Origin of the sequence: Amycolatopsis ruanii (assembly GCF_003385175.1) — a bacterium.
In the GTDB taxonomy this organism is placed as follows: Bacteria; Actinomycetota; Actinomycetes; order Mycobacteriales; family Pseudonocardiaceae; genus Amycolatopsis_E; species Amycolatopsis_E thermalba.
This window is the reverse complement of record NZ_PQHY01000089.1, coordinates 1-25,576: the sequence shown is the minus strand read 5'-3', so window position 1 is coordinate 25,576 and position 25,576 is coordinate 1. Positions and strand designations below refer to the sequence as shown.

The 25,576-nt window shown below is 73.1% G+C and carries 21 protein-coding genes and 1 riboswitch; of the genes, 16 read left to right on the top strand and 5 right to left on the bottom strand.

The annotated features are described in order from the left end of the window. The first annotated feature begins 22 nt into the window (after positions 1-22). Entirely contained in the window at positions 23-850 is an 828-nt protein-coding gene (locus tag D0D28_RS30955) for an ABC transporter permease (RefSeq protein ID WP_094007731.1), read from the top strand. Here the strand turns inward: D0D28_RS30955 and D0D28_RS30950 are convergent. Next, on the bottom strand, positions 828-2,147 hold the full coding sequence (locus D0D28_RS30950) for a S8 family peptidase (protein ID WP_116114611.1): 1,320 nt from the start codon (positions 2,145-2,147) through the stop codon (positions 828-830). The two genes, D0D28_RS30955 and D0D28_RS30950, sit on opposite strands and share 23 nt — an antisense overlap. Positions 2,148-2,672: 525 nt before the next feature. Between D0D28_RS30950 and D0D28_RS30945 the strand changes: the two genes are divergently transcribed. From D0D28_RS30945 to proB, 5 genes are all read left to right on the top strand, one after another. Further along, on the top strand, positions 2,673-6,110 hold the full coding sequence (locus tag D0D28_RS30945; RefSeq protein WP_116114609.1) for an Rne/Rng family ribonuclease: 3,438 nt from the start codon (positions 2,673-2,675) through the stop codon (positions 6,108-6,110). Positions 6,111-6,265: 155 nt separating this feature from the next. Next, complete coding sequence (gene rplU, locus D0D28_RS30940; RefSeq protein ID WP_094007728.1) at positions 6,266-6,580, top strand: 50S ribosomal protein L21; 315 nt, start codon at positions 6,266-6,268, stop codon at positions 6,578-6,580. A 15-nt stretch (positions 6,581-6,595) separates the two neighbouring features. Continuing rightward, positions 6,596-6,853 carry a 50S ribosomal protein L27 gene (rpmA, locus tag D0D28_RS30935; protein WP_094007727.1) on the top strand — a complete coding sequence of 86 codons (258 nt, stop codon included), beginning with the start codon at positions 6,596-6,598 and terminating at the stop codon, positions 6,851-6,853. 119 nt (positions 6,854-6,972) lie between these two features. Next, complete coding sequence (obgE, locus tag D0D28_RS30930) at positions 6,973-8,430, top strand: GTPase ObgE (protein WP_094007726.1); 1,458 nt, start codon at positions 6,973-6,975, stop codon at positions 8,428-8,430. Then, the gene (gene proB, locus D0D28_RS30925; protein WP_116114607.1) at positions 8,427-9,536 is read left to right on the top strand and encodes a glutamate 5-kinase; all 1,110 of its coding nucleotides are present in this window, start codon (positions 8,427-8,429) and stop codon (positions 9,534-9,536) included. The genes obgE and proB overlap by 4 nt, the downstream gene beginning before the upstream one ends. Here the strand turns inward: proB and D0D28_RS30920 are convergent. Together D0D28_RS30920 and D0D28_RS30915 are read right to left on the bottom strand one after the other, a co-directional pair. Next, entirely contained in the window at positions 9,533-10,822 is a 1,290-nt protein-coding gene (locus D0D28_RS30920; protein WP_116114605.1) for an MFS transporter, read from the bottom strand. The two genes, proB and D0D28_RS30920, sit on opposite strands and share 4 nt — an antisense overlap. 1,150 nt (positions 10,823-11,972) lie before the next feature. Beyond that, the gene (locus tag D0D28_RS30915) at positions 11,973-14,078 is read right to left on the bottom strand and encodes a RecQ family ATP-dependent DNA helicase (protein WP_116114603.1); all 2,106 of its coding nucleotides are present in this window, start codon (positions 14,076-14,078) and stop codon (positions 11,973-11,975) included. Positions 14,079-14,320: 242 nt separating this feature from the next. Between D0D28_RS30915 and nadD the strand changes: the two genes are divergently transcribed. The 7 genes from nadD (at position 14,321) to D0D28_RS30880 (ending at position 20,897) form a co-directional block, all read left to right on the top strand. Then, on the top strand, positions 14,321-14,914 hold the full coding sequence (gene nadD, locus D0D28_RS30910; protein WP_094007722.1) for a nicotinate-nucleotide adenylyltransferase: 594 nt from the start codon (positions 14,321-14,323) through the stop codon (positions 14,912-14,914). 73 nt (positions 14,915-14,987) lie between these two features. Further along, a complete protein-coding gene (rsfS, locus tag D0D28_RS30905) occupies positions 14,988-15,377 on the top strand; it encodes a ribosome silencing factor (protein WP_116114601.1) in 390 nt (129 codons plus the stop codon). Further along, positions 15,374-15,985 (top strand): histidine phosphatase family protein, encoded by a 612-nt coding sequence (locus D0D28_RS30900; protein WP_094007720.1) that lies wholly within the window; start codon positions 15,374-15,376, stop codon positions 15,983-15,985. Before rsfS ends, D0D28_RS30900 begins: the two co-directional genes overlap by 4 nt. 1 nt (position 15,986) lies before the next feature. Next, entirely contained in the window at positions 15,987-16,721 is a 735-nt protein-coding gene (gene octT, locus D0D28_RS30895) for a diglucosylglycerate octanoyltransferase (protein ID WP_116114599.1), read from the top strand. Positions 16,722-16,730: 9 nt separating this feature from the next. Then, positions 16,731-17,594 (top strand): DegV family protein, encoded by an 864-nt coding sequence (locus tag D0D28_RS30890; protein WP_116114597.1) that lies wholly within the window; start codon positions 16,731-16,733, stop codon positions 17,592-17,594. A gap of 199 nt (positions 17,595-17,793) precedes the next feature. Further along, positions 17,794-18,549 carry a ComEA family DNA-binding protein gene (locus tag D0D28_RS30885; protein ID WP_116114595.1) on the top strand — a complete coding sequence of 252 codons (756 nt, stop codon included), beginning with the start codon at positions 17,794-17,796 and terminating at the stop codon, positions 18,547-18,549. 77 nt (positions 18,550-18,626) lie between these two features. Then, positions 18,627-20,897: a ComEC/Rec2 family competence protein gene (locus D0D28_RS30880; RefSeq protein ID WP_233157443.1), complete on the top strand. Its 2,271-nt coding sequence runs from the start codon at positions 18,627-18,629 to the stop codon at positions 20,895-20,897. Positions 20,898-20,910: 13 nt separating this feature from the next. On the opposite strand, the gene thrC is transcribed toward D0D28_RS30880, so the two are convergent. Continuing rightward, entirely contained in the window at positions 20,911-22,176 is a 1,266-nt protein-coding gene (gene thrC / locus D0D28_RS30875; RefSeq protein ID WP_116114593.1) for a threonine synthase, read from the bottom strand. A 13-nt stretch (positions 22,177-22,189) separates the two neighbouring features. Then, positions 22,190-22,322, bottom strand: a riboswitch (SAM riboswitch). Positions 22,323-22,458: 136 nt separating this feature from the next. On the opposite strand from thrC, the gene holA reads away from it, so the two are divergent. Further along, complete coding sequence (gene holA / locus D0D28_RS30870; RefSeq protein ID WP_116114591.1) at positions 22,459-23,439, top strand: DNA polymerase III subunit delta; 981 nt, start codon at positions 22,459-22,461, stop codon at positions 23,437-23,439. A 259-nt stretch (positions 23,440-23,698) separates the two neighbouring features. Here holA and rpsT read toward each other — a convergent pair whose 3' ends face one another. Then, the gene (gene rpsT / locus D0D28_RS30865; protein WP_116114589.1) at positions 23,699-23,965 is read right to left on the bottom strand and encodes a 30S ribosomal protein S20; all 267 of its coding nucleotides are present in this window, start codon (positions 23,963-23,965) and stop codon (positions 23,699-23,701) included. 150 nt (positions 23,966-24,115) lie between these two features. Between rpsT and D0D28_RS30860 the strand changes: the two genes are divergently transcribed. Then, positions 24,116-24,979: an EamA family transporter gene (locus D0D28_RS30860; protein WP_116114587.1), complete on the top strand. Its 864-nt coding sequence runs from the start codon at positions 24,116-24,118 to the stop codon at positions 24,977-24,979. Positions 24,980-25,001: 22 nt separating this feature from the next. Beyond that, positions 25,002-25,382, top strand: a complete 381-nt coding sequence (locus D0D28_RS30855; protein WP_094007713.1) for a VOC family protein — start codon at positions 25,002-25,004, stop codon at positions 25,380-25,382. The last annotated feature ends 194 nt before the right edge of the window (positions 25,383-25,576 follow it).

Below are 25,576 nucleotides of genomic sequence, written 5' to 3'. Positions count from 1 at the left end.
CCACAACCCCGCGAGAGCCCCGATGACCACCCTGCCCCGAACCGACCGCCGCGGGCTCCTGCTCCGCGTCCTGCCTCCCGGCCTCTACGCCGGCCGCGCCAGCAAGCTCGTCGAGCGCTCGGTCCTCGCCTACTCGCGCATGTGGCTGGTCTTCGCCTCCGGCGTGCTCGAGCCGCTGCTCTACCTCGTCGCCTTCCAGATCGGCTTCGGCAGGCTCGTCGGCGACGCCATCGGCCCGGACGGGCAGCCGATGAGCTACGTCGCGTTCGTCGCGCCCGCCCTGCTGGCCTCGTCCGCCATGAACGGCGCCATCTTCGACAGCACGTTCAACGTGTTCTTCAAGTTCCGCTACGCCAAGACCTACGACGCGATGCTGGCCACCCCGATCGGCCCGCTGGACATCGCGATCGGCGAGATCTCCTGGGCCGTCCTGCGCGGCGGCCTCTACTCGGTCGCGTTCTTCGCCGTGATGGCCGCGATGGGCCTGGTCACCTCACCGTGGGCGCTGCTGCTGATCCCGGTCGCCCTGCTGATCGCGTTCGCCTTCGCCGCGATCGGCATGGCCTGCGCGACCTTCCTCCGCTCGACGTCCCAGTTCGACTACATCCAGCTGGCCGTCGTCCCGATGTTCCTGTTCTCCACCACGTTCTACCCGCTGTCGGTCTACCCCGGCGCGCTGCAGGTCCTCGTCCAGTGCTCGCCGCTCTACCACGGCATCCAGCTGATGCGTGAACTCGCCGTCGGCGCCCTGCACCCGGGCATGATCGGCCACATCGCCTACCTGGTGGCGCTGGCGGTCCTCGGCGTCTGGGGCGCGGCCCGCCGCCTCAGCGGGCTGCTCCTGCGCTGACCCGCACCAGCCCGTGCCCGTAGAACCCGTTGTAGCCGGTGTACCCGGCGCAGAACGCGTCCTGCCGTCCGTCCCCGGTGAGGTCGTAGTCCGCGGGGCACGGCACCGGTCGCGCGCGTTCCTCCAGCGCCCGCCGCAGCTGCCGGGCCGTCGCCCCGGGCCGCTCGGCCGCGAGCACCGCCGCCGCACCGGCCACGTGCGGGGCCGCCATCGACGTGCCGCACAGTTCGCCGTACCCGCCGGGCGTCGTGGACAGCACGCACGAGCCGCCGTCGCCGCCCGGCGCGGTCAGGTCGACCACCCCGAGCCCGTACGAGCTGTACCGGGCCTTCACCTCGTCCCGCCCCACCGCGGACACGGTCACCACGTCCCGCACCGCCGCCGGGAGCGCGTCACATCCGCCCGCCCGGGACGCCGGCGTCAATTCCACCGCGTCGTTGGTCGCGGCGGCCACGTTCAGCGTGCCCCGCGAGGCCGAGTACACCACCGCCCGGCCGATCGCCTCGCGCACCACCTCGCGCGCCGGCGACCAGCTGCACGACGGCCCCCACGTGTTGATCGCGAAGCTGCTGTTGGTGACCGCCATCCGGTGCTCGGCCGCCCACATCAGCCCGCACACGACGGCCTCCGGCGTCACCAGCCCGCGGTCGTCGATCACCTTCACCGACGCCACCCGCGTCCCGGGCGCGACCCCGGTGGTGCCCCGGCCGTCGTCGGCCGCGGCGATGATCCCGGCGACGTGCGTGCCGTGCCCCGACGTCGTGGCCCGCCACGCCCGCTCGGCCGGGTCGGCGACACCGCCCACGCAGCCCGCCGACTCGTCCCGGTCCACCGCGGCCGCGAGATCGGGGTGGTCCGGGTCGATCCCCGAGTCCAGCACACCGACCACGACGTCCGGGCTGCCGGCGCCGGGACCGCCCACCGCGGCCAAGTTCCACTGCTCACCGGAGCGGTCGGCGGCAGGCACGTCCGACGGCGCGGTCGCCCGCAGCCCGGGCCGCGGAGACCGCTGCCCGGTCCGCCGCTCGTCCCGCGCGCTGTAGACCCGGCCCGGCCCCATCCGCTGCGCGAAGCCCGGGTCGCCGGAGGTGGCGACGCCCACACCGATCTGCGGGTAGTAGCCGGTCAGCTCCCCGCACGCGGCGCCCACCTGGTCCCGGGCCGCAGCCGACGGCGTGTCCCGGTCGAAGACGACCAGGTAGCGCTCGTCCCGCCCGCTGTCCGCGCACGCCTGCTCCGGCTCCGCCGCCGCGATCCGGACCGGCGTCAGCGCCAGGACGGCGCACGCGGCCGCCACCAGTGATCGTCCGAAGCCGGGCAACGGGGACCTCCAACAGGGCGAACAGCGGCCGGAAGCCGTCGGCGTCCAGCCGCACGCTAAGCCACCCCGCGCGGCGCCGACAAGCGCGACGCGCAAGTTCGCCCGGCCGTGGTCACGCGCCTGTTGGCACCGAGTACGCCGCACCGGACGCACCGTGTGGGATACTCGGCTTGGCTGCTTCCGCCGACACGCCCGCGACCTGCGGTCCGTTCCGGGGGTTGCGGTCCGGAGACAGGCTGGAAGAGCGCCAGGTCGTCGCCGCCAGGAACCACCTGGGTGGCTCGACGAGCGGCAGGGCGGGCGGGAACCGCCGGCTCGGACGGCCCGTCACCGAGCGGACCTGCCATCGGCGGGTGCCGGACCCCGGCACCGTCGGGGCGAGACGAGGCACAGGATTCCCGCCGGCGGTGACCACCCCGGCGGACCAGACAGGAAGGGCCCCTGTGCGGCCGCGTCCGCCAGCCCAAGCGGCTGGGACGCGCCCGGGGGCGGAGGAGATGTATGTCGAACGCGGACACACCCGCCGAGAACACCGGCGGGAACACCGCCCTACCCGCAACCGGCCCGCTGGGCGAGTTGCCGCCCCGCGTCCGGGTGCACGCCCTGGCGAAGCTGCTCGGCTCCAACAGCCGGGTCGTGCTGGCGAAGCTCTCCGAGCTGGGTGAGACGGCGCGCAGCGCCCAGTCGAGCGTGCCGCGGGAGGTCGCGGTGAAGGTCGCCGAGGCGCTCGCCCCGGCCGACGAGCAGGCCGTCGAGGAGGCGGCTGCCCCCGAGGCGGTCGCTCCCGCCGAGGATGCCGCGCCCGCGCCGGACGCCGTCCCGGAGAGCACGCCCGAGCCGGTCGTCCAGACGCCGGCCACCCCCGAGCCCGCCACCCAGGCGACGCCGGAACCCGAGCCGGAGACCGAACCGGCCGCCGCCGCGCCCGAGCCCGTCGCCGAGCCCGCGCGGCAGCCGAAGCGCCCGCCGCACATGCCGGTCTTCGCGGCCCCGTCACCGGTGTTCCTGCCGCCGGAGGCCGGTGCCGTCGAGGAGCTCGCGCCCAAGGCCGAGCCGGTCGCCGAGGACAAGCCGGACGAGGACGCCGACGAGGGCGAGGACGGCGCGGGCCGCCGTCGCCGCCGCCGGGGCCGCCGCGGCCGCGGCCGGGGCAAGGGCGGCGACGAGAACGCCACCGAGACCACCGAGGCCGACGAGACCGACGATTCCAGGCCGGCCGAGGAGGCCGCCAAGGCCGAGGACGAGGACACCGCCGACGAAGCCGAGCCGTCCGAGGACACCGACGAGACCGAGGGCTCGAGCCGTCGCCGCCGTCGCCGTCGCCGCCGGAAGGGCTCGGACGGCGACGCCGAGGCCACCACCGACGACCCGCCGAACACCGTCGTCCACGTCCGCGAGACCAAGGCCGAGGACAAGGACCGCAACGGCAGCAGCTCCGACGGCGTGCGCAGCGTCCGCGGCTCGACCCGCCTGGAGGCCAAGCGCCAGCGCCGCCGGGACGGCCGCGAGGCGGGCCGCCGCCGCGCGCCGATCCTGTCCGAGGCCGAGTTCCTGGCCCGCCGTGAGTCGGTCGAGCGGACGATGGTCGTCGCCGAGCGCGGCGAGCACACCCAGATCGGCGTGCTCGAGGACAGTGTCCTGGTCGAGCACTTCGTGACCTCGCAGGGCAGCGGATCGATCGTCGGCAACGTCTACCTGGGCCGCGTGCAGAACGTGCTGCCGTCGATGGAGGCCGCGTTCGTCGACATCGGCCGCGGCCGCAACGCCGTGCTCTACGCCGGCGAGGTCGACTGGGACGCCGCCGGCCTGGAGGGCAAGTCCCGCAAGATCGAGCAGGCCCTGTCCACCGGCGACAACGTGCTGGTGCAGGTCACCAAGGACCCGGTCGGGCACAAGGGCGCCCGGCTGACCACGCAGATCTCGCTGCCCGGCCGCTTCCTGGTCTACATGCCCTCGGGCGGCGCCACGGGCATCTCGCGCAAGCTGCCGGAGAACGAGCGGCGGCGGCTCAAGGACATCCTCAAGCGGATCGTCCCCGAGGACGCCGGTGTGATCATCCGCACCGCGTCGGAGGGCATCAGCGAGGAGGAGCTGGAGCGCGACGTCCGGCGGCTGAAGGCGCAGTGGGAGGTCGTCAAGGAGAAGGCCGACGCGGCGTCCTCCGGCAAGAAGTCGGCTGCTCCGGTGATGCTGTACGAGGAGCCGGACCTGCTGGTCAAGGTGGTCCGCGACCTGTTCACCGAGGACTTCGTCTCGCTCGAGGTCCAGGGCGACACGGCGTGGGAGACCATCCGCGCCTACGTCGAGCACGTCGCGCCGGACCTCACCCCGCGGCTCAAGCGCTACGTCGGCACCGGTGACGTGCTGGCCGAGCACCGCATCGACGAGCAGCTCACCAAGGCGCTGGACCGCAAGGTGTGGCTGCCCTCGGGTGGTTACCTGGTCATCGACCGCACCGAGGCGATGACGGTGATCGACGTCAACACCGGCAAGTTCACCGGTTCGGGTGGCAACCTGGAGGAGACGGTCACCCGCAACAACCTGGAGTCGGCCGAGGAGATCGTGCGCCAGCTGCGGCTGCGCGACATCGGCGGCATCATCGTGATCGACTTCATCGACATGGTGCTGGAGTCCAACCGCGAGCTGGTGCTCAAGCGGCTGACCGAGTGCCTCGGCCGGGACCGCACCCGTCACCAGGTCGCCGAGGTCACCTCGCTGGGCCTGGTGCAGATGACCCGGAAGAAGATCGGCACCGGCCTGCTCGAGGCGTTCTCCACGACGTGTGAGCACTGCAAGGGCCGCGGGGTCATCGTCTCGACCGAGCCGGTCAAGTCGGGCAACGGCGGCAACGGCGGCGGTCACCAGCACGGTGGCGGCGGTGGTGGTTCGCGCCGGTCGCGCGGCCGGGCCAAGACCGAGGAGCCGCAGGCGGAGAAGACCCCCGAGCCGTCGCCGGTGCAGCGGGAGAGCACGATCTCGGCCGTCGAGGCGATGGCCAAGGCCGCGAAGATCGCCTCCACGAAGACCGAGGGCGGCGAGAAGGCGGACACCGCCGAGCAGAACGGCGCGGCTCCGGCCACCGAGGAGACCGCCGTCCCGGAGAAGGCCGCCGGCGGCCGTTCCGGGCGCAGGTCCGGAGCGAGGGCCCGCCGCGAAGCCGAACCGGCCCAGCCCGAGGAAGCATCCGAGGCCGGGTCGCAGGCGCAGCCTGCGGCGGGCGAGCCCGCCGGGCAGGCACAGGCGGCGGGCCAGACCGAGCAGTCGGCCGCGGCTCAAGCCCGGCACGAGGGGGCGGGGCAGGCCCGCTCCGAGGCACGGCCTGAGCCGGACGCGGTGACCGAGCCGCAGGCTCGGCCCGAGACCGCACGTCAGGCCGAGCCACAGGCACAGCCCGCGGCAGCGGGCGAACCGGCTGGGCAGGCACAGTCCGCGGCGGGACAGCCCGCCGCTGAGGCCCGGCCCGAGGCCGCACCGCAGGCGCAGCCCAGGGCGGAGGGCCAGTCCGAGCGGCTGGCCCCGGCTCAGGCCGGGACCCAGCCGCAGCCCGCGGCGGGTCAGCCCGCCGCGGAGGCCGGTTCCGAGGGCGCGCCGCAGGCGCAGGCCGGGGCGGGCACCCAGCAGCCCGAGGAGTCGCAGCCCGGTCAGCCGCCCGCCGCGGAGCAGGCGAAGCCCGCCCGCACCTCCCGGACCCGCCGCGTCGCCCGCAGGCCCGCGGCGCCCCCGGAGCCCGTCCAGGCCGCCACCGAGCCGTCGCAGCCCGTCACGGTCCCGGCCGGCCCCGTGGAGACCCCCGCGGCCACCACCGGTCAGGATGACGCCACCGATGCGTCTCCGGAGGTCAGCGTGCCCACGCCGGCCACCCGGACCGCGAGCCGGCGCCCGCGCCGTGCGGCGTCCCGCCCGGCCGGCCCGCCGGTGCACGCGTCGGACCAGAGCTGATCCACCTTCGTGAGCCCCGGTGTCAACCGGCACCGGGGCGTCACGTAACCTGTAAGACGGCCCGTCCCCGGACGGGCTATGGCGCGATCACCGGACCGCACACAGCGGGACGTGGCGCAAGCCCTCACCCATTGTCGAGTTAGCAGGAGACTTCCGTGTCGGCGTACGCGATCGTCAAGACCGGCGGCAAGCAGTACAAGGTGGCCGTCGGCGACGTCGTCGAGGTCGAGAAGCTCGAGGGCAAGCCGGGCACCGAGCACTCTTTCCCCGCCGTGCTGTACGTCGACGGCAGCGATGTCACGGCGGATGCCGAAGCACTCGCGAAGATCTCGGTCACCGGCAAGGTCGTCGAGCAGACCAAGGGTCCCAAGATCCGCATCCACAAGTTCAAGAACAAGACCGGGTACCACAAGCGGCAGGGTCACCGTCAGCAGCTGACCCGCGTCGAGGTCACCGGAATCACGAAGTAAGGAGCTGCAGGAGCCATGGCACACAAGAAGGGTGCGTCCAGCTCCCGCAACGGGCGCGACTCCAACCCCCAGTACCTCGGCGTCAAGCGCTACGGTGGTCAGCTCGTGAACGCCGGTGAGATCCTGGTCCGCCAGCGCGGCACCAAGTTCCACCCCGGCCTGAACGTGGGCCGTGGCGGCGACGACACGCTGTTCGCCCTCTCGGCGGGCACCGTGGAGTTCGGCTCGAAGCGTGGCCGCAAGACGGTCAACATCGTCCCGGCCGAGGCCTGAGGGTCCGGCTAGACAACCCAGCACCTTCAGCGAGGGGCGGGCCCGGAACAGATCCGGTCCCGCCCCTTGTTGCTGAAGATGGCTGATATCCCTCCGAAGAAACGAGAAGAGGCTTCACGATGGCGTCCCGGTTCGTTGACCGCGCGGTGATCCACGTCGCCGCGGGCGACGGCGGGCACGGCTGTGCCTCGATCCACCGCGAGAAGTTCAAGCCGCTCGGCGGCCCCGACGGGGGCAACGGCGGCAACGGCGGCGACGTCCGGCTCGTCGTCGACCCGAACGTGCACACGCTGCTCGACTTCCACTTCCACCCGCACGCGAAGGCCACCAACGGCCGCCAGGGGCAGGGCAGCCACCGCGCCGGCGCGGCCGGCGAGACCCTGGAACTCAAGGTGCCCGACGGCACGGTCGTGATGTCCGAGGACGGCGAGGTCCTGGCGGACCTGGTCGGCCCGGGCACCACGTTCGTCGCCGCCCAGGGCGGGCGCGGCGGCCTCGGCAACGCGGCGCTGGCGTCCAAGGCCCGCAAGGCGCCCGGCTTCGCCCTCCTCGGCGAGCCCGGTGAGCAGCGCAGCCTCGTGCTGGAGCTGCGCTCGGTCGCCGACGCGGGCCTGCTCGGCTTCCCGTCCGCGGGCAAGTCGTCGCTGATCTCGGTGTTGTCCGCGGCCAAGCCGAAGATCGCCGACTACCCGTTCACCACGCTGGTGCCGAACCTCGGCGTGGTCAACGCGGGCGACACCGTGTTCACGATGGCCGACGTGCCGGGCCTGATCCCGGGTGCCAGCGAGGGCAAGGGCCTCGGCCTGGACTTCCTCCGCCACATCGAGCGCTGCGCCGTGCTGGTGCACGTCGTCGACTGCGCAACCTACGACCCGGGCCGCGATCCGGTGTCCGACGTGGACGCCCTCGAGGCCGAGCTGGCGCGCTACACCCCGGCGCTGGGCGGCGACCTGGACTCCCGCCCGCGGGTCGTGGTGCTGAACAAGATCGACGTGCCCGACGCCGCCGAGCTGGCCGAGATGGTGCGCCCCGAGTTCGAGGCGCGCGGCCTGCCGGTGTTCGAGGTCTCCACGGTGACCCGCCAGGGTCTGCGCGAGCTGACCTTCGCGCTGGCCAGGGAGGTCGAGAAGTACCGGGCCGCGCAGCCGGCGGCGGAGCCGACGCGGATCGTGCTGCGGCCGGTGGCGGTCGACGACTCCGGCTTCAGCATCGAGGAGGACCCCGAGGAGGCGGGCGGCTTCATCGTGCGGGGCGCGCGTCCCGAGCGGTGGATCCGGCAGACCGACTTCGGCAACGACGAGGCCGTGGGCTACCTCGCCGACCGGCTCAACCGGCTGGGCGTCGAGGACGCGCTGGCCAAGCGCGGCGCCGAGCCGGGCTGCCCGGTGACGATCGGCGACATCACCTTCGAGTGGGAGCCGTCCACGCCGGGCGTGGCGGCGCACATGACCGGTCGGGGCACCGACGTGCGGCTGGAGCAGAACAACCGCGTGTCGGCGGCCGAGCGCAAGGAAGCCCGGCGCATCCGGCGCGACGGGCCGGACCAGCCCGAGGACGAGGACGCGACAGCACGATGAGCGTGGCCCGCAAAGCCGTCGCGGCGGCGGAACGGCTGGTCGTCAAGGTCGGTTCGTCGGCGCTGACCACCGCAGGCGACGGGCTCGACGTGACGCGGCTGAACGCGCTGGTCGACGCCATCGCGGCGCGGATCGCGCAGGGCAGCCAGATCGTGCTGGTGTCCTCCGGCGCGATCGCGGCCGGGCTGGCGCCGCTCGCGCTCGGCAACCGGCCGCGGGACCTCGCCACCCAGCAGGCCGCAGCGAGCGTCGGCCAGCTGCAGCTCGCGCACGCCTACGCCGAATCGTTCGGCCGGTACGCGCTGACCGTGGGCCAGGTGCTGCTCACCTCCGACGACGTGGTGCGGCGCGCGCACTACCGCAACGCTCAGCGGACGTTTTCCCGCCTGCTGGCGCTGGGTGCGGTGCCGGTGGTCAACGAGAACGACACGGTGGCCACCGAGGAGATCAAGTTCGGCGACAACGACCGGCTGGCCGCGCTGGTGGCGCACCTGATCGGCGCCGACGCGCTGGTCCTGTTGTCCGATGTGGACGGTCTGTACGACGGGGACCCGCGGTCCGGCTCGACGCGGCGCATCGCCGAGGTCGCCGGGCCCGCGGATCTGGAGGGCATCGCGGTCGGCATGTCCAGCTCGGGCCTGGGCACCGGCGGGATGGTGTCCAAGCTGGCGGCGGCGCGCACGGCCGCGTCGGCGGGTATTCCGGTGCTGCTGGCCGCGGCGTCCGACGCAGCCCTGGCGCTGTCCACGGCCGAGGTCGGCACCGCGTTCCGGGCCGCTGACAGCCGGTTGTCCGCGCGCCGGTTCTGGCTCGGTTACGCGGCCGGGACCCGCGGGCGCCTGCACCTCGACGACGGCGCGGTGGCCGCGGTCGTGCGGCGCCGCCGGTCACTGCTGGCCGCGGGGATCACCGGGGTGGACGGTGACTTCGAGGCGGGCGACGTGGTGGAGCTGGTCGACCCGGCGCAGCGCGTGGTGGCCCGTGGCGTGGTGGCGTTCGACGCGGGGGAGCTGCCCGAGCTGATCGGCCGGTCCAGCCACGAGCTGCCGGAGGAGCAGCGCCGCGAGGTCGTGCACGCCGACGATCTGGTGCCGTTCCGCCGTTAGCGCAGTTCCGAGCCCTTCGTTTCGGGCAGGGTGAGCAGCACCAGGAACGCGATCACCGCGCCGGCCGCGACGTACCAGAAGAACACGATCGGTGCGCCGGCGGCGGAGAGCGCGCTGATGACCAGGGGAGCGGTGCCGCCGAACACGGCGACCGTGAGGTTGTACCAGGCGCCGATGCCCAGGCCGCGCAGCTCGGTGGGGAACAGCTCGCTCATGATCGCCGGCGCGACGCTGGACAGGGCCGCGTAGAGCCCGAGGCCGACGCAGAAGACGATGAGCAGGTTGGCCAGGCCGGGTTTGACCAGTGTGGACAGCGGCACGATGAGGATCGCGGTGGCGGCGGACCAGACGAACAGCTGGGGTTTGCGCCCGATGCGGTCGGAGAGCGCGCCGAAGGGGTACTGGAGCGCGACGAACAGCGCGGTGGCGATGGACAGGGCGAGGAAGACGTCGACGTCGTTGACGTGGCGGGTCTTGACCGCGAACGGCGTGAGGGCGCTGAAGAACGTGTAGTAGCACAGCGTCGAGAGCATGCTGATGCCGACGAGCTGGCCGACGGCCTTCGGGTGTTCGCGCAGGGTGGTGAGCAGGGGGCGGCGGACGCGCTGGGCGCGGCCCTTGTTCTGCTCGAACTGTTCGGTCTCGGACAGGCTGCGGCGCAGCCAGAGGCCGACGATGCCGAGGACGCCGCCGAGCAGGAACGGGATGCGCCAGCCCCAGGAGCTCATGTCGGCCTTGTCCATGGTGCGGGCGAGGACGAACCCGAGCACCGAGGCGAGCAGCACCGCGGAGCCGGTGGAGATGTAGAAGAAGGACGAGTAGCGGCCGCGCCACTTCGGCGGCGCGATCTCGCCGAGGTAGGCGGAGGCGTTGGAGACTTCGCCGCCGAGGGAGAGCCCCTGCGCGATGCGGGCGAGGAGCAGCAGGATCGGGGCCAGCCAGCCGACCTGCTGGAACGTCGGCAGGATCGCGATGACGATGGAGCCGCCCGCCATGAGCGTGATGGTGAGGATCATGGCCGGCTTACGGCCGCGGACGTCGGCGAACCGGCCGAGCAGCAGCCCGCCGAGGGGCCGGAAGAAGAAGGCGAGCGCGTAGGTGGCGAAGGTGTTGATCTGGGCGAGCAGGTCGTTGCCGGCCGGGAAGAACGCGGTGGCGAAGTAGATGCTGAACGTCGCGTAGATCGTCCAGTCGAACCACTCCAGCGCGTTGCCGACGCTGGCCGCGAACAACTTCCGGACGGGCAGCCGGTGCCGGACTTGCGTGCCCACCTTCGACTCAACCACCGCATACCTCCACATTCACCCGATGGGGTGGGACAATGCCACACCTCGGCCCAGACCGAAAGATTCCTTTCCGCCCGGAAGGGGCTGAGCTGCACTTTCCTGTGGGGACGCCCGGAAGTGACACCCACGCGGCGGACGCACCACACCCTGGCGGCGACGCCCACCCCCCACCGCCCGGTGTCCGGTCATCACAGGCGCCCGGATGACTGCGCCGACCCGGCGGGGCGCGGGAGACGCCGATATGGCGGGGGCGCCGGCAGCCTGACGCAGATGGCCTCAACCGCTCCCCACCTGGCGCGACTGGCGTCCACACGGTGCCCGCCGGGGGCTGGCCTTCACACGGTGGCCGACTGGCACCGGTGGCGTTGGCACGGTGGCCGGCTGGCGTTCGCACGGTGCCCCGCTGACGCCGCTGGCCTTCACGCGGTGGCTGGCTGGCACCGGTGGCGTTCGCACGGTGTCCGGCTGAAGCGTCTGGCGTTCGCATGGCGCCTGGCTGACGCCGGTGGCGTGCGCACGGTACCTAGCTGGTGCGCGTGGCCCTGACACGGTGCCCGGCTGGCGTGGCTGGGCGCCGCGCGGTCCGGCGGGTGCCCATGGCCTTTATGCGGTGCCCGGCTGGCGCGGGTGGCTTCACGCGGTGTCCGGCCGGTGCGGGTAGCCATCACAGGCTGCCCGACTGGCGCGGGTGACCACGACACAGTGCCTGGCTGGCGCGGGTGGCGTTCGCGCGGTGCCTGGCTGGCGCGGGTGGCGTTCGCGCGGTGTCCGGCTGGCGCGGGTGGCGTTCGCGCGGTGCCTGGCTGGCGCGGGTGGCGTTCGCGCGGTGCCTGGCTGGCGCGGGTGGCGTTCGCGCGGTGTCCGGCTGGCGCGGGTGACCACGACACAGTGCCTGGCTGGCGCGGGTGGCTTCACGCGGTGTCCGGCTGGCGCGGCTGGCCTTCGCGCAGTGGCCGGCTGGGCGCAGGCCGCCGTCGCACCGGGCCTCACCGGAGTCCGGCTCCATCCCGGCAGGTTCGCCCTCCGAACGTCCTCCGGTCGCCTGCCTACGTCATGGCTGGAGGCCACCACGGCTCGCCCCGCCGCGGGAGCCGTGCCGTGCCTGCGTAAACCGCCGATTACCGGTCTGCTTTCAAACCAATTCCTCCCCTCAGTTCGTGCTCGCCAGTGCGAACGGCAGCACGGCCGGCGCCCCGCCCTGGCGCAGGAGCCGTGCGGCCAGCGTCATCGTCCAGCCGGTGTCCACGAGATCGTCCACAAGCAACACCGGTCCATCCACACCGGACAACTCCGCGGCCACATCGCCCGGCACCGCAAGCGATTGCCACAGATCCGCCACCCGCTGCGCGCTGTTCGCCCGGCGAGGGCGGCCGCCGCGGCTTTCCAGCGTGCCGAGAAAGCGCAACCGTCCGATGTGCGCCAGCCGGGTCGCGAGGTCGTGCACCAGTCGCGGCCGGGTCGCGGACGGCAGCGCCACCACGGCCACCGGCCGCTGCTCCCACCGCCAGACCGCCAGAACCTGAACGCACGCCTGGAAAACCGCCTCCGGCACCTCACCATCCGTTGCCCGCTCGCCGACCAGCTCCCGCAACGGCCCGCCCCACCCGACGTCCGTCAGCCGCCCGAGCGTCCGTCCCGGCTCGGCCAGCTCGCCCTTCCCGATCCGCCCGGACAGCGGCACGTCGAGCGACCCCATACCGGTCGGCCACTGGCGGCGCGGGCCCACCTCGACCCCCGGCCGCCGGAGCCGCTCGTCGGTCTTCTCGACCGCCTCCGCCGACACCGTCACGTCCCGGTGCTCGCCGGTGCAGTTGTCGCACCGCCCGCACGGCTCGGCGAACGGGTCGTCCAGCTGGCGGCGCAGGAACTCCATCCGGCACGAGGTGGTGGCCTGGTACTCCAGCATCGCCTGTTGCTCCGCCCGCCGCGCCTGGGCGACGCGCTCGTACCGTTCGCGCTCGTAGTGCCAGTCCTGCCCGGTCGCCTCCCAGCCGCCCTTCACCCGCCGCACCGCGCCGTCCACGTCGAGCACCTTCAGCACCATCTCCAGCCGTGACCGGGACAGTTCGACCATCGGCTCGAGCGCTGCCGTCGACAATGGCCGGTCGGCGTAGGCGAGCGCGTTGAGCACCTGGTTGACGCGCTGCTCGTCCGGGAAGGCGAGGGACGAGAAGTACCGCCAGATCTCGGCGTCCTCCTGACCCGGCAGCAGGATCACCTCGGCCCGGCGCACGCCACGACCGGCGCGCCCGACCTGCTGGTAGTAGGCGATCGGCGAGGACGGCGCCCCGACGTGAACGACGAACCCGAGGTCGGGCTTGTCGAACCCCATGCCCAGCGCCGAAGTCGCCACCAGCGCCTTCACCCGGTTGGCGAGCAGATCGTCCTCCGCCGCTTCCCGCTCGGCCGGCTCGGTCTTGCCCGTGTACGCGGCGACCGGGAACCCGCGCTCGCGCAGCATCTCCGCGATGTCGTGCGCCGCCGCGACGGTGAGCGTGTAGATGATGCCGGACCCCGGCAGCTCGCCGAGCCGGTCCGCGAGCCAGGCGAGCCTCGCCTGCGGGGTGGGCAGCTTCGCGACCGACAGGTGCAGGCTCTCCCGGTCGAGCGGGCCACGCAGCACCAGCGCGTCGCCGCCCTGGCCGAGCCCGAGCTGTTCGGCGACGTCGGTGACCACCCGGTCGTTGGCGGTCGCGGTGGTCGCCAGCACGGGCACCCCCTCGGGCAGTCCCGCCAGCAGGGTGCGCAGGCGCCGGTAGTCGGGCCGGAAGTCGTGGCCCCAGTCGGAGATGCAGTGCGCCTCGTCGACGACCAGCAGCCCCGCTGTGGTGGTCAGCTTGGGCAGCACCGTGTCGCGGAAGTCCGGGTTGTTCAGCCGCTCCGGGCTCACCAGCAGCACGTCGATCTCGCCGGCCGCGATGCGCGCCTGCACGTCGTCCCACTCCTGCTGGTTGGCCGAGTTCATCGTCGCCGCGTGGATGCCGGCCCGCCCGGCCGCGGTGATCTGGTTGCGCATCAACGCCAGCAGCGGGGAGATGATCACCGTCGGACCCGCCCCGCGCTCGCGCAGTAGGGCGGTGGCCAGGAAGTACACGGCCGACTTGCCCCAGCCGGTGCGCTGCACGACGAGAGCGCGTCTGCGGTGGGCGACCAGCGCTTCGATGGCTGTCCACTGGTCGTCGCGCAGGGTCGCGCCGTCCCCGGCCAATGCCCGGAGCAGCGTTTCGGCTCGTTCGCGCAGGAGGTGAAGGTCCACGGGTCAACGTCTACCTCAACACTCCGACGAAACCGAGCCGAGTACCGCACGAGTGGACCAGTCGTCGAGTAATGTGACGTAAGACACACCAAATGGCCGCATCAGGACACCCGAACAGCGGAGTCTCCTCGCTGTCGGGGCCTCCGGTGGTTCCCCTCGAACCCCCGGCGGAGCGAAGTGCGCGGGTGCTGTTACCGGGGAGCGGGGCAGTACCCGCGCACTCGCGCTTCTACGATCCGTTCATGTCACCACGCCGAATCGGGGTCATGGGCGGCACGTTCGACCCCGTCCACCACGGCCACCTCGTCGCGGCCAGTGAGGTGCAGTCCCGGTTCGACCTCGACGAAGTGATCTTCGTGCCGACCGGCCAGCCGTGGCAGAAGTCCGGCAGGCGGGTCACCCGGGCCGAGGACCGCTATCTCATGACGGTCATCGCCACCGCCTCCAACCCGGTCTTCTCGGTGAGCCGGGTGGACATCGACCGGGGCGGCGAGACCTACACCGTCGACACCCTGCGCGACCTGAAGAGCGAGTACCCCGAGGACGAGCTCTTCTTCATCACCGGCGCCGACGCGCTCGAACAGATCCTGACCTGGCACAACGCCGACGAGCTGTTCACCCTCGCGCACTTCATCGGCGTCACCAGGCCCGGGTACAAGCTCAACGACCACCACCTGCCCAGCGGCAAGGTGAGCCTGGTCGAGGTGACCGCGATGGCGATCTCGTCGACCGGCTGCCGCGACCGCGTCGAGCACGGCGAGCCGATCTGGTACCTGGTGCCCGACGGTGTCGTCCGGTACATCGACAAGCGGGGGCTGTACCGCAAGCCCGCCTGACACGCCGCCGGGGCCGCCGACGACGGCAGGTACCCTCGGTGGACCGACGGTCTCAGGATGAGGGAGCACAGGAGTGGCAGCGACGTCCCAGGCACGAGACATCGCGACCGTGGCGGCACACGCCGCCGCGGACAAGAAGGCCACCGACGTGGTGGTGCTGGACGTCTCCGAGCAGCTCGTCATCACCGACGTGTTCGTCATCGCCTCGGCGCCCAACGAGCGCCAGGTGGGGGCCATCGTGGACAACGTCGAGGAGAAGCTGCGGGCGGCCGGGCACAAGCCGGTCCGCCGCGAGGGCGCGCGCGAGGGCCGCTGGGTCCTGCTCGACTTCGTCGACGTCGTGGTCCACGTGCAGCACGACGAGGAGCGCTCGTTCTACGGCATCGAGCGGCTCTGGAAGGACTGCCCGCGCATCGAGGTCGCCGGGCTCGCCGAGGCCGTCGACGCCGGGGACGCCTCGTGAGCTTCCGCCGCCTCGTGCTGTGGCGGCACGGGGAGACCGACTACAACGCCGCCGGGCGCATGCAGGGCCACCTGGACTCGGCGCTGACCGAGGTGGGCTGGAACCAGGCCCGCTTCGCCGCGCCCGCGCTCGCCCGGTTCGAGCCCGACCTGGTCATCTCCTCGGACCTGCACCGGGCCATGGACACCGCGACCGTGCTCACCGAGGCGATCGGGGTGCCGCTGCGCATCGACAAGCGCCTGCGGGAGACCCACCTGGGTGACTGGCAGGGCCTGACCGGCGCCGAGGTCGACGCGGGCTGGCCCGGCGACCGCGCCATCTGGCGCGTGGACGCGACCTGGGCGCCGCCGGGCGGGGAATCCCGCGTCGAGGTCGCCGAGCGCGCCTCCGAGGTCGTCAGCGACCTGCTGGCCGGTGACGACCCGGGTGAGACCGTGCTGCTGGCCGCGCACGGCGGGCTGATCACCGCCCTGACCGGCAAGCTGCTGAACCTGCCGGTGGAGGCGTGGCCGCAGCTCGGCGGGATCGGCAACTGCCACTGGGTCGAGCTGGGCCTGCGCGACGACCGCTGGCGCCTGCACGCCTACAACGCCGGAATGCTCGGCTGAGATGCCGAGGCTGCTGGTCTTCGGCGACTCGCTGAGTTTCCAGGGCCCGGAGAGCCCGTGCGCGGCCGACGAGCCCCGGCTGTGGCCGAACATCGCCGCCGCGGCGCTGGGCGGCAGTGTGGACCTGGTGGCCTCCGCGGGCTGGACCGCGCGCGACGCGTGGTGGGCGATGATCGGCGACCCCCGCGTGTGGGCCGATCTGAAGCACGCCGACGCCGTGGTGCTGGCCGTCGGGAGCATGGACACGCTGCCCTCGCCGCTGCCGACCTACCTGCGCGGCGGCCTGCGGTACCTGCGGCCGGCCGGTTTCCGCCGCACCGTCCGGAAGGCGTACCTGGCGGCTCAGCCTCGGCTGGCGGTCGCGCTGCGCGGCCGCCCGCGGGTCCTGCCGGCGAAGCTCACCGTGCACTACCTCGACCGCGCTGTCTACGCGCTGCGCATCCTGCGGCCGGAGATGCCGATCGTGGCCGTCCTGCCCAGCGTCCACCGGGCCTCGTCCTACGGCAACGTGCACACCGGGCGGGAAGAGACGGCCGCCGCCATCGCCGCCTGGTCGCGGCGGGCGGGCGTGCCGCTGCTGAACCTGGCCGAGGTGGTGGGGGAGCACGTCCTGAGCGGCCGCGGCAACCCGGACGGCATGCACTGGGGCTGGGAGGGGCACGCGCTCGTGGGCAAGGCGATGGCCGCGTTGATCGGTCCGCTCCTGGACCCCGGCGAACCGCCGGCCGGCACGTAGGCTGGCGTCGTGCCGGTCGCCGTCATCACGGATTCCACCGCCCATCTGCCCGAGGGCTTCGCCGAGCGGTATGCCCTGCGCGTCGTCCCGCTGCACGTTCTCATCGACGGGGTCGCCGCACTGGACGGAGTCGAGGTGGGGGCGGCGGCGCTCGCCGAGGCGCTGGGTCAGCGCCGGATCGTGACGACGTCCCGGCCGACGCCCGGCGAGTTCGCGACGGCCTTCCAGGAGGCGCTGGAGGCGGGCGCGGACTCGGTCGTGTCGATCCACCTGTCCAGCGAGATCTCCGGGACCTGGGAGTCCGCGGTGCTGGCGGCGCAGGAGGTGGGACCGGATCGCGTGCGAGTCGTCGATTCGCGCGGGACGGCCATGGGGCTCGGGTTCGCGGCGTTGCACGCGGCGCGCGCGGCGTCGGCCGGCGCTGCGGCGGAGGAGGTCGAAGCGGCCGCGACGGCGGCGGTGCGCTGCTCTGCGACGCTGTTCGTGGTCGAGACGCTGGAGTACCTGCGGCGGGGCGGGCGGATCGGCGCGGCGGCGGCGCTGCTGGGCACCGCGCTGGCCATGAAACCGGTGCTGCACCTGGACGACGGCCGGATCAAACCGCTGGAGAAGGTGCGCACGATGAACCGCGCCATCGCGCGCCTGGTCGAACTCGCCGAGGAGGCCGCCCGCGGGGAACCGGTGGAGGTCGCCGTGCACCACCTCGCGTCCCCGGAGCGGGCGGTGGAACTGGCGAACCGCATCGAGGAGCGGGTGAGCGTCACCGACGGCTGCGTGGTGTCGGAACTGGGCGCGGTGATCGGCGCGCACACCGGGCCCGGTGTGGTCGGCGTTGTGGTGCAACGGAATCCGGGCGGGTCCGGCAGCCGCTGAATCTTCCCGGACTCGCCGAAACCTTGTCGCGCAAGCACTTGAGTGACGCACGCCCAAAAAGCTCCACCATGCCACACGTCACCGACAGAAAGCCGTACCGCCGCGGCGGAACGCGCCACTTGTCCACAGACCCCCACTTGTCCACAGCCTCCCCAATTCCCGCTTCTCCCTCCTCCCCGCGCCCCCTAGCGTCGAATGCGTGTTCGAACGATCAGCCCCGGAATCGCCGGGCATCCCCGTCAACCGCAGGCTCGAGCAGCTCGCCGGTCAGGCCCTCGCCGCCGACCAGGACATCGGGCCACCGGGCGCCGTCGGACGGCTGGTCGAGCGCTGGGTGCCGGCCGCGCTCACCGGCAGTCCGCAGCGGCGGCGCCTGACCACGGTCCTCCTGTCCCTGGTCGCGGTCCTGGTGCTCGTCGGCACCTCGATCGCGCTCCTCGGCGGCAGTCCGCCCGTCGAACACGCGCCGGTTCTGCCCGCGGCCCCGGACCGGCCCGCGCCGGTCTCCGCGTCCGCCAGCCGGGTCGCCGACAGCTCCCTGGTGATCAGCGTCGTCGGCAAGGTCCGCAACCCGGGGCTCGTCACCGTTCCCGGCGGTGCGCGCGTGGCGGACGCCCTGCGCGCGGCCGCCGACCCGATCGAGGGCACCGACGTCACGGCGCTGAACCTCGCGCGGAAGCTGAGCGACGGTGAGCAGATCTACGTCGGCGTCCCGCCACCGCCCGGCGCGTCGCCACCGGCCGCGGCCGGCAGCGCCCCGGCGCTCGTCGACCTGAACACGGCCACGGCGGAACAACTCGACGCGCTCCCGGGGATCGGCGAGGTGACCGCCCAGCGCATCATCGACTGGCGCACCCAGCACGGCACGTTCCGATCCGTCGACGAGCTGCGCGAGGTCGAGGGCATCGGCGAGGCGCGGCTGTCCCGGCTGCGGGACCAGGTGACGGTGTCGTGATCACGGAACCCGTTGTCCGGCACGACTTCCGTCTGGTGCCGGCCGCGCTGACGCTGTGGCTCGGGGCGCTGCTCGGAATGCTGGGGGCGTGGTGGCTGGCCCTGGCGTGCGGCGTCGCGGCAGTGCTGGTGTCCGTGGTGCTGCTGATCAGGCTGCGTCCGGGCCGGTCACGCTGGTGGACGGGCGCGGCTGCGCTGCTCGTGGCCGGTCTCCTGCTGGCCGGGCCGCTCGGGCTCCGCCTGAGCCGGGCGGAGCACGATCCGCTCCGCGGCCTCGCGCAGCGCGGAACCGAGGTGACCCTGCACGTGCTGGTGACGGAACGCCCGAAACCGGTGCGTTCGGCCGGGTACGCCGATCAGCAGGCTGGGCCGAGGTCGGTGGTGATCGCGGCTGAGGTCCTGCACGCGGAACACGGCGCGCAGCCGGTGGTCTCGTCCGGGCGGGTCGCGCTCCTCGCGCCGTTCGCGCCGTGGAGCGAGGTCATCCCGGGTCAGGAGATCACCGCGAGCGGTGAGCTGGCCCCGCCCCGGGACGCCGACCTGACCGTCGCCGCGATCTACGTGCGCGGTCCGCCCGCGGCGGCCACGGAGGCTCCGTGGTGGCAGCGCGCCGCCGAGTCGCTGCGCGAGGCGCTCCGGCAAGCGTGTGCGGTCCTGCCCGAGGAGCAGGCCGGTCTGGTGCCGGGCCTCGTGGTGGGCGACACGAGCGGGCTGTCCGAACGGCTCGACCGCGAGTTCACCGACGCCGGGCTGACGCACCTCATGGCCGTCAGCGGGTCCAACGTCGCGATCGTGTGCGGTGCCGTCCTCCTGCTGTTGCGGCTGCTGCGGGCGGGGCCACGGCTGTCGGCGGCACTGTCCGGGCTGGCGCTGGCCGGGTTCGTGGTCCTGGCGGGCGCGGAGCCGAGCGTTCTGCGGGCCGGGGTCATGGGCGGGATCGCCCTCCTGGCGCTGGCGTTGGGGCGGGAGCGATCGGTCGTGCCCGCGCTGGCCGCGGCGACGTGCGTCCTCGTGGCGTGGGATCCCGCGATGGCCGTGAGCTTCGGCTTCGCGCTCTCGGTGATCGCGACGGCCGGGCTGGTGCTCCTGGCGCCGCGGTGGGCGGAAGCCCTCCAGCGTCGCCGGGTGCCGCCGGGTTTCGCGGAGGGGCTGGCGGTGCCGGCGGCGGCGTTCGTGGTGACCGCGCCCGTCGTGGCCGGGATGGCCGGGCAGCTGAGCCTGGTCAGCGTGGCGGCGAACGTGCTGGCCGCGCCGGTGGTCGCTCCGGCGACGGTGTTCGGGGTGCTCGCGACGGTCGTCGCCACCGCGTGGCCCGCCGGTGGCGAGATGGTCGTCCGGCTGGCCGGGCCGGAGGCGGGCTGGCTGATCGTCGTCGCGCGGCGGGCGTCGGAAGTGCCCGGGGCGGTGCTGGCGTGGCCCAGCGGCTGGTGGGGCGGGTTCCTCGCGCTGGTGGTCGCCGTCGCCGTGGTGCTGGCGCTGCGCCGGCGGCGGCTGCGGGTGTTGCTGGCGCTGGTGCTGGCCGGGGTGCTGCTGGTCGTCCTGCCGGGCAGGGTGATCGCGCCCGGCTGGCCGCCGCCGGGCTGGGCGGTCGTCGCCTGCGATGTCGGTCAGGGCGACAGCCTCGTGCTGGCCACCGGTGAGCCCGGTCGGGCGGTCGTGGTGGACGCCGGGCCAGAGCCGGGGCCGGCCGACCGGTGCCTGGACCGGCTGGGCGTCGAGCGGGTGCCCTTGGTGGTGCTGAGCCACCTGCACGCCGACCACATCGGCGGGCTCGACTCGGTGTTCGAGGGGCGGTCGGTGGGGGCCATCGCGGTGGGACCGGGGCGGCAGCCGGACTGGGCGTGGCGTCAGGCCGGCCGGATCGCCGCCAGGCACGGGGTTCCGCTGCTCGAACTGGACCTCGGTCGACGGCTCGAGTGGCCTGCGCTGGACCTGGAGGTGCTCGGTCCCCGGTACGTGCCGGAAGGAGAGGACGACGACGGAACACAGATCAACAACGGCTCGGTCGTGCTACGGGCTCACACGGCGGCGGGCGGCGTGCTGCTGACCGGTGATGTGGAACTGGCCGCGCAGGCCGACCTGGTGGCTGCCGGAACGGATCTGCACGCGGAGATCCTGAAGGTGCCCCACCACGGCAGCAGGTTCTCGCTGCCCCAGTTCCTGGCCGCGGTGTCCGCGCGGCTGGCGCTGGTGAGCGTCGGTTTGGGCAACCGCTACGGCCACCCGAACCGCACGACACTCGACACCCTGACCGCGGACGGCGCGCTCGTCGCCCGCACGGACACCGACGGCGACACCGCGGTGATCCCCGATCAGACCGGTCCGGCGCTGGTGCGCCGGGGGAAGTGAGGTGGAACCTTGATTACAGACCCAGCGCCTCGTGCACGGCCGCCGCCGACGGCGGCACGGTCGCCTTGGGGCCGACCTCGTTCTCGATCGCGTCCAGGGTCTTCAGGCCGTCACCGGTGATGAGAAGGACGGTCTCGGCGTCCGGGTCGATCTTGCCGGCCTCGATGAGCTTCTTCGCCGTCGCGACGGTGACACCACCGGCGGTCTCGGTGAAGATGCCCTCGGTGCGGGCCAGCAGGCGGATGCCCTCGACGACCTCTGCGTCGGTCACGTCCTCGATCGCGCCGCCGGTGCGGCGGACCGTGTCGAGCACGTAGGGGCCGTCGGCCGGGTTGCCGATCGCCAGCGAGCGGGCGATCGTGTCCGGCTTGACCGGCTGGACGACGTCGTGGCCGTTGCGGAAGGCCGCGGAGACCGGCGAGCAGCCGGCCGCCTGGGCACCGAAGACCTTGTACGGGGTGTCGTCGACCAGGCCGAGCTTGGCGAACTCGCGGAAGCCCTTGTCCACCTTGGTCAGCTGCGAGCCCGAGGCGATCGGCACGACGATCTGCTCGGGGATCCGCCAGCCGAGCTGCTCGGCGACCTCGTAGGCGAGCGTCTTCGAGCCCTCCGAGTAGTAGGGGCGCACGTTGACGTTCACGAACGCCCAGTTCTCGTGCTCGGCGGCCAGCTCGGTGGCCAGGCGGTTGACGTCGTCGTAGTTGCCGTCGACGGCGATGAGGTTGCCGTCGTAGACCGCGGTGGTCAGCACCTTGGCGCGCTCGAGCGAGGACGGGATCAGCACCACGGACTGCCAGCCGGCGCGGGCGGCTGCCGCGGCGACGGCGTTGGCCAGGTTGCCGGTGGACGGGCAGGCCAGGGTGTCGAATCCGAACTCGCGAGCCGCGGCCAGGGCGACGGCGACGACGCGGTCCTTGAACGAGTGGGTGGGGTTGCCGGTGTCGTCCTTGACCCACAGGCTCTTCACGCCGAGAGCCTTGGCGAGCCGGTCGGCCTTCACCAGCCTGGTACACCCGGGCTCGGTGTTCGGGATCTCCTCGACGTTCGAGGGCACCGGGAGGAGCTTCTTGTAGCGCCAGATGTTGCGCGGGCCGGCCTGGATGTCCTCGCGGCGCACACGGCCGAAGTCGTAGGCGACCTCGAGCGGGGAGAAGTCCTCGGCGGAGACGAACTCCGGGGCGAGCGGCTGGCGGTGACCCTCTTCCTTGGAGACCAGTTCCACGGCCGGACCGAGGTCGACGGTGCCGCGGGTGGTGGTCGAATCGAGGGCTGCAGTCATCGCGAGGTTCCTTTCCTCATCTGTCCCGCTGACGCGGGCCGGAATTGGCACCGTGATCGTCAGCTACCTCGCGGAATCGAGATGACAGGCTGACGCCGGTTGCCGGGGCTTCGTCGGGCCGTTCCCTCTGCCCCTCTGGATGAGCGGTATTCGATTGTGGTGGCTCACGCGCTCGCGCGATGCCTGGTTGACAACATACGGCACATCGCTCGGACCACGCCATGCCCCTGCGGGTTTCATCACGCTCGGGAGCTGTCGGTGGTCCGTGGGAGGATCTGAACCGTGACCGCGCCGGCAACCACCTCCGCCCCCCTGCAGCTCGTGCTCGGCGAAGAGGAGCTGCTCGTCGAGCGCGCCGTCCGGGGCGCTCTCGGTCAGGCCCGCCGGGAGGACCCAACGGCCGAGATGACCAAGGTCCGCGTGCCCGATCTCACACCGCCCGCCCTCGCCGAGCTGGTCAGCCCGTCGCTGTTCAGCGAGGGGCGGGTCATCGTGCTGGAGGGCGCGCAGGACATCGGCCAGGAGCTGGCCGATGCGGTGCTGGCCTACGCGAAGATGCCGGCCGACGGGGTCGTCCTCGTCGTCGTGCACACCGGGGGCGGACGCAGCAAGGCGGCCAAGTCCCTGCCCGCGGCGCTGCGCAAGGCCGGTGCGCAGGTCACCGAGTGCCCGAAGATCACCCGGCCGGCGGATCGCGAGTCGTTCGTCCGCAACGAGGTCCGGCAGGCCGGTGGGAAGATCGACCCGGCGGGTGTCGCGGCGCTGATCGACGCCGTCGGATCCGACCTGCGGACGGCGGCCGCGGCCGCGTCGCAGCTGGTGGCGGACTCCGGCGGGCGGGTCGACGAGGAGGCCGTGCGCCGCTACCACCGCGGCCGAGCGGACGTAACCGGCTTCGCCGTGGCGGAGAAGGCCGTCGCGGGGGAGCGCGGCGCGGCGCTGGAGGCGATGCGGTGGGCGCTGCAGATCGGCGTGGCGCACGTCCTGATCGCCGACGCCCTCGCCGACGCGGTGCGCACCATCGCGCGGGTGTCGTCGGCGGGGCGCGGCAACCCGAACCAGATGGCCGGTGAGCTGGGCATGCCGCCGTGGAAGATCCGCAAGGCGCAGGGACAGTCCCGCGGGTGGACACAGGCCGGCCTCGCCGAGGCGATGGCGGTGGTGGCGAGGGTGAACGCCGAGGTCAAGGGCCAGGCCGCGGACCCGGCCTACGCGCTGGAGCGGGCAGTCCTGGAACTCGCCGCCGCCCGCGACAAGCGCTGAGCCCGGCTGGCGGACCCGGAACAGCGCCGGGGCGGGCGCTGTGGGGTTGGGGGTTGCTGGTGAGCGCCTGGGCCGGGAGTCACCGCTGCTGGTGCAGTCATGAACCGACGCCGGCTGCGCAGCCGGAGGGCGGCTGCCGTGACCGGGGTGCCGTGGGCGGTCCCGCGTCGATCGCATCGGGGGAAGTGGCAGCCTTGTCAGCCCGCGGGAACGGCGAAGGGGCGGGCACCCTGCCGGATGCCCGCCCCTTCGCTGGAGATCAAGCTCCGAGCTGGTTGACGCGCTTGGCCATCGCCGACTTCTTGTTGGCGGCCTGGTTCGCGTGGATGACGCCCTTGCTGGCGGCCTTGTCCAGGGCGCGAGCGGCAACCTGCTGCAGCTCGACGGCCTTGGCCTTGTCGCCCGACTCGGCGGCCTCGCGGAACTTGCGGATCGCGGTCTTCACCGAGGACTTGACCGACTGGTTGCGCTGGCGCGCCTTCTCGTTGGTCTTGATGCGCTTGATCTGGGACTTGATGTTGGCCATGAAGGCGCTCCTTCGATCTGTCGGTGGGTTCGCTGCCGCGCTGTACCGGCCCCGGCGTGCGGGTTTCCTCCCTGGCGGAATGCCACACGGCAACGACCGTCAAGGTTAGCAGGGCGCTACGGTGTCACTCGCACTGGCTGGGAGGGGCAGGTGAACGGCACGGCGCTCGGGCTCGTACTCCTGGCTGCCGTCGTGCACGCCGGGTGGAACCTCGCGGCCAAACGGGTCGCCGCCGGGGCCCGGTTCGTCTTCCTCTACTACACCGTCTCGGCGGTGGTCTGCGCCCCGGTCGCGGTCGTCGCACTCGTGGCCGAGGGGCAGCATCCACAGTGGACCTGGCTGGTGGCGGCGCTGCTCACCGCGGTCTTCCACATCGCCTACAGCATCGTGCTGCAGCGGGGGTACCGCGTCGGCGACCTGTCCGTCGTCTACCCGCTGGCGCGGGGGAGCGGACCGCTGCTGTCGGTGCTCGCGGCCGTCGTCCTGCTCGGCGAGCGGCCGGGGTGGCTCGGGCTCGCCGGGGCGTTCCTCGTCGTCGCCGGGGTGCTGGTGATCGGGCTCGGCTCGCGCTCGGCCGCGGACGCCCGCGCCCGCCGGGCCGGGGTCTGGTACGGGCTGCTCACCGGCGTCGCCATCGCCGCCTACACGCTCTGGGACGACCACGCCGTCAACGCCCTCGCCGTCCCGCCCCTGACCTACTTCGCCGCCGGCTCGGTGCTGCAGAGCCTGCTGCTCGCGCCCGCGGCCATGCGGGCAGGCGGCCGGATCGGCGCGCTGTGGCGGTCGCACTGGCGGGAGGCGGTGATCGTCGGGGTGCTGTCGCCCGTCGCGTACCTGCTCGTGCTCTACGCGATGCGCATGGCGCCGATCAGCCTGGTCGCGCCCGCTCGGGAGGTGAGCATCGTGCTGGGCGGGCTCGCCGCCCTGCTCGTGCTGGACGAGCCGCACCCGGTCCGCCGCCTGGCCGGCTCGGTCGTGGTCCTGGCCGGGATCGCCGCGATTGCGGCCTCCTGACCGGGTGGGGTAGGGAAGAGGTATGGACGTGCTGAGCAGCCGGGTGCTGATCCACCCCCGCGACCCCGAGAAGACCACGGCGTTCTACCGGGACGTGCTCGGCCTGGCGATCTACCGCACGTTCCCCGGCGGCACCGTGTTCTTCACCGGCCAGGGCTACCTGGAGGTCGTCGGCCGCGGCGAGAAGGGCACCAGCCCGGACGTCGAGCTGTGGTTCCAGGTCCGCGACCTCGAGGCCACGCTCGACGAGCTGGCCCAGCGCGGGGTTCAGCCGGACCGCGAGGCGCGCCGGGAGCCGTGGGGCCTGGACGAGGCGCGCATCTCCGACCCGGACGGCACGTCGATCGTGCTGGTGGAGATCCCGCCGGACCATCCACTGCGGACGGACGTCAGGCCGCAGTGACACCCGCGCAGGGGGCGGACGGCGGTTTGATCGGCCGGGTTCGCGTCGCCGCCGATCCGGGGCGAGCGGCCGTGCGGGGCTGAATCCGCCGCGGTGCGGGGGCGTGTGGCTGGGTGGTGCTGTGGGGGTTCGTGCTGCCGCGGGTTGGAGGGCGGTAGCGGCCGTGCGGGGCTGAATCCGCTGCGGTGCGGGTG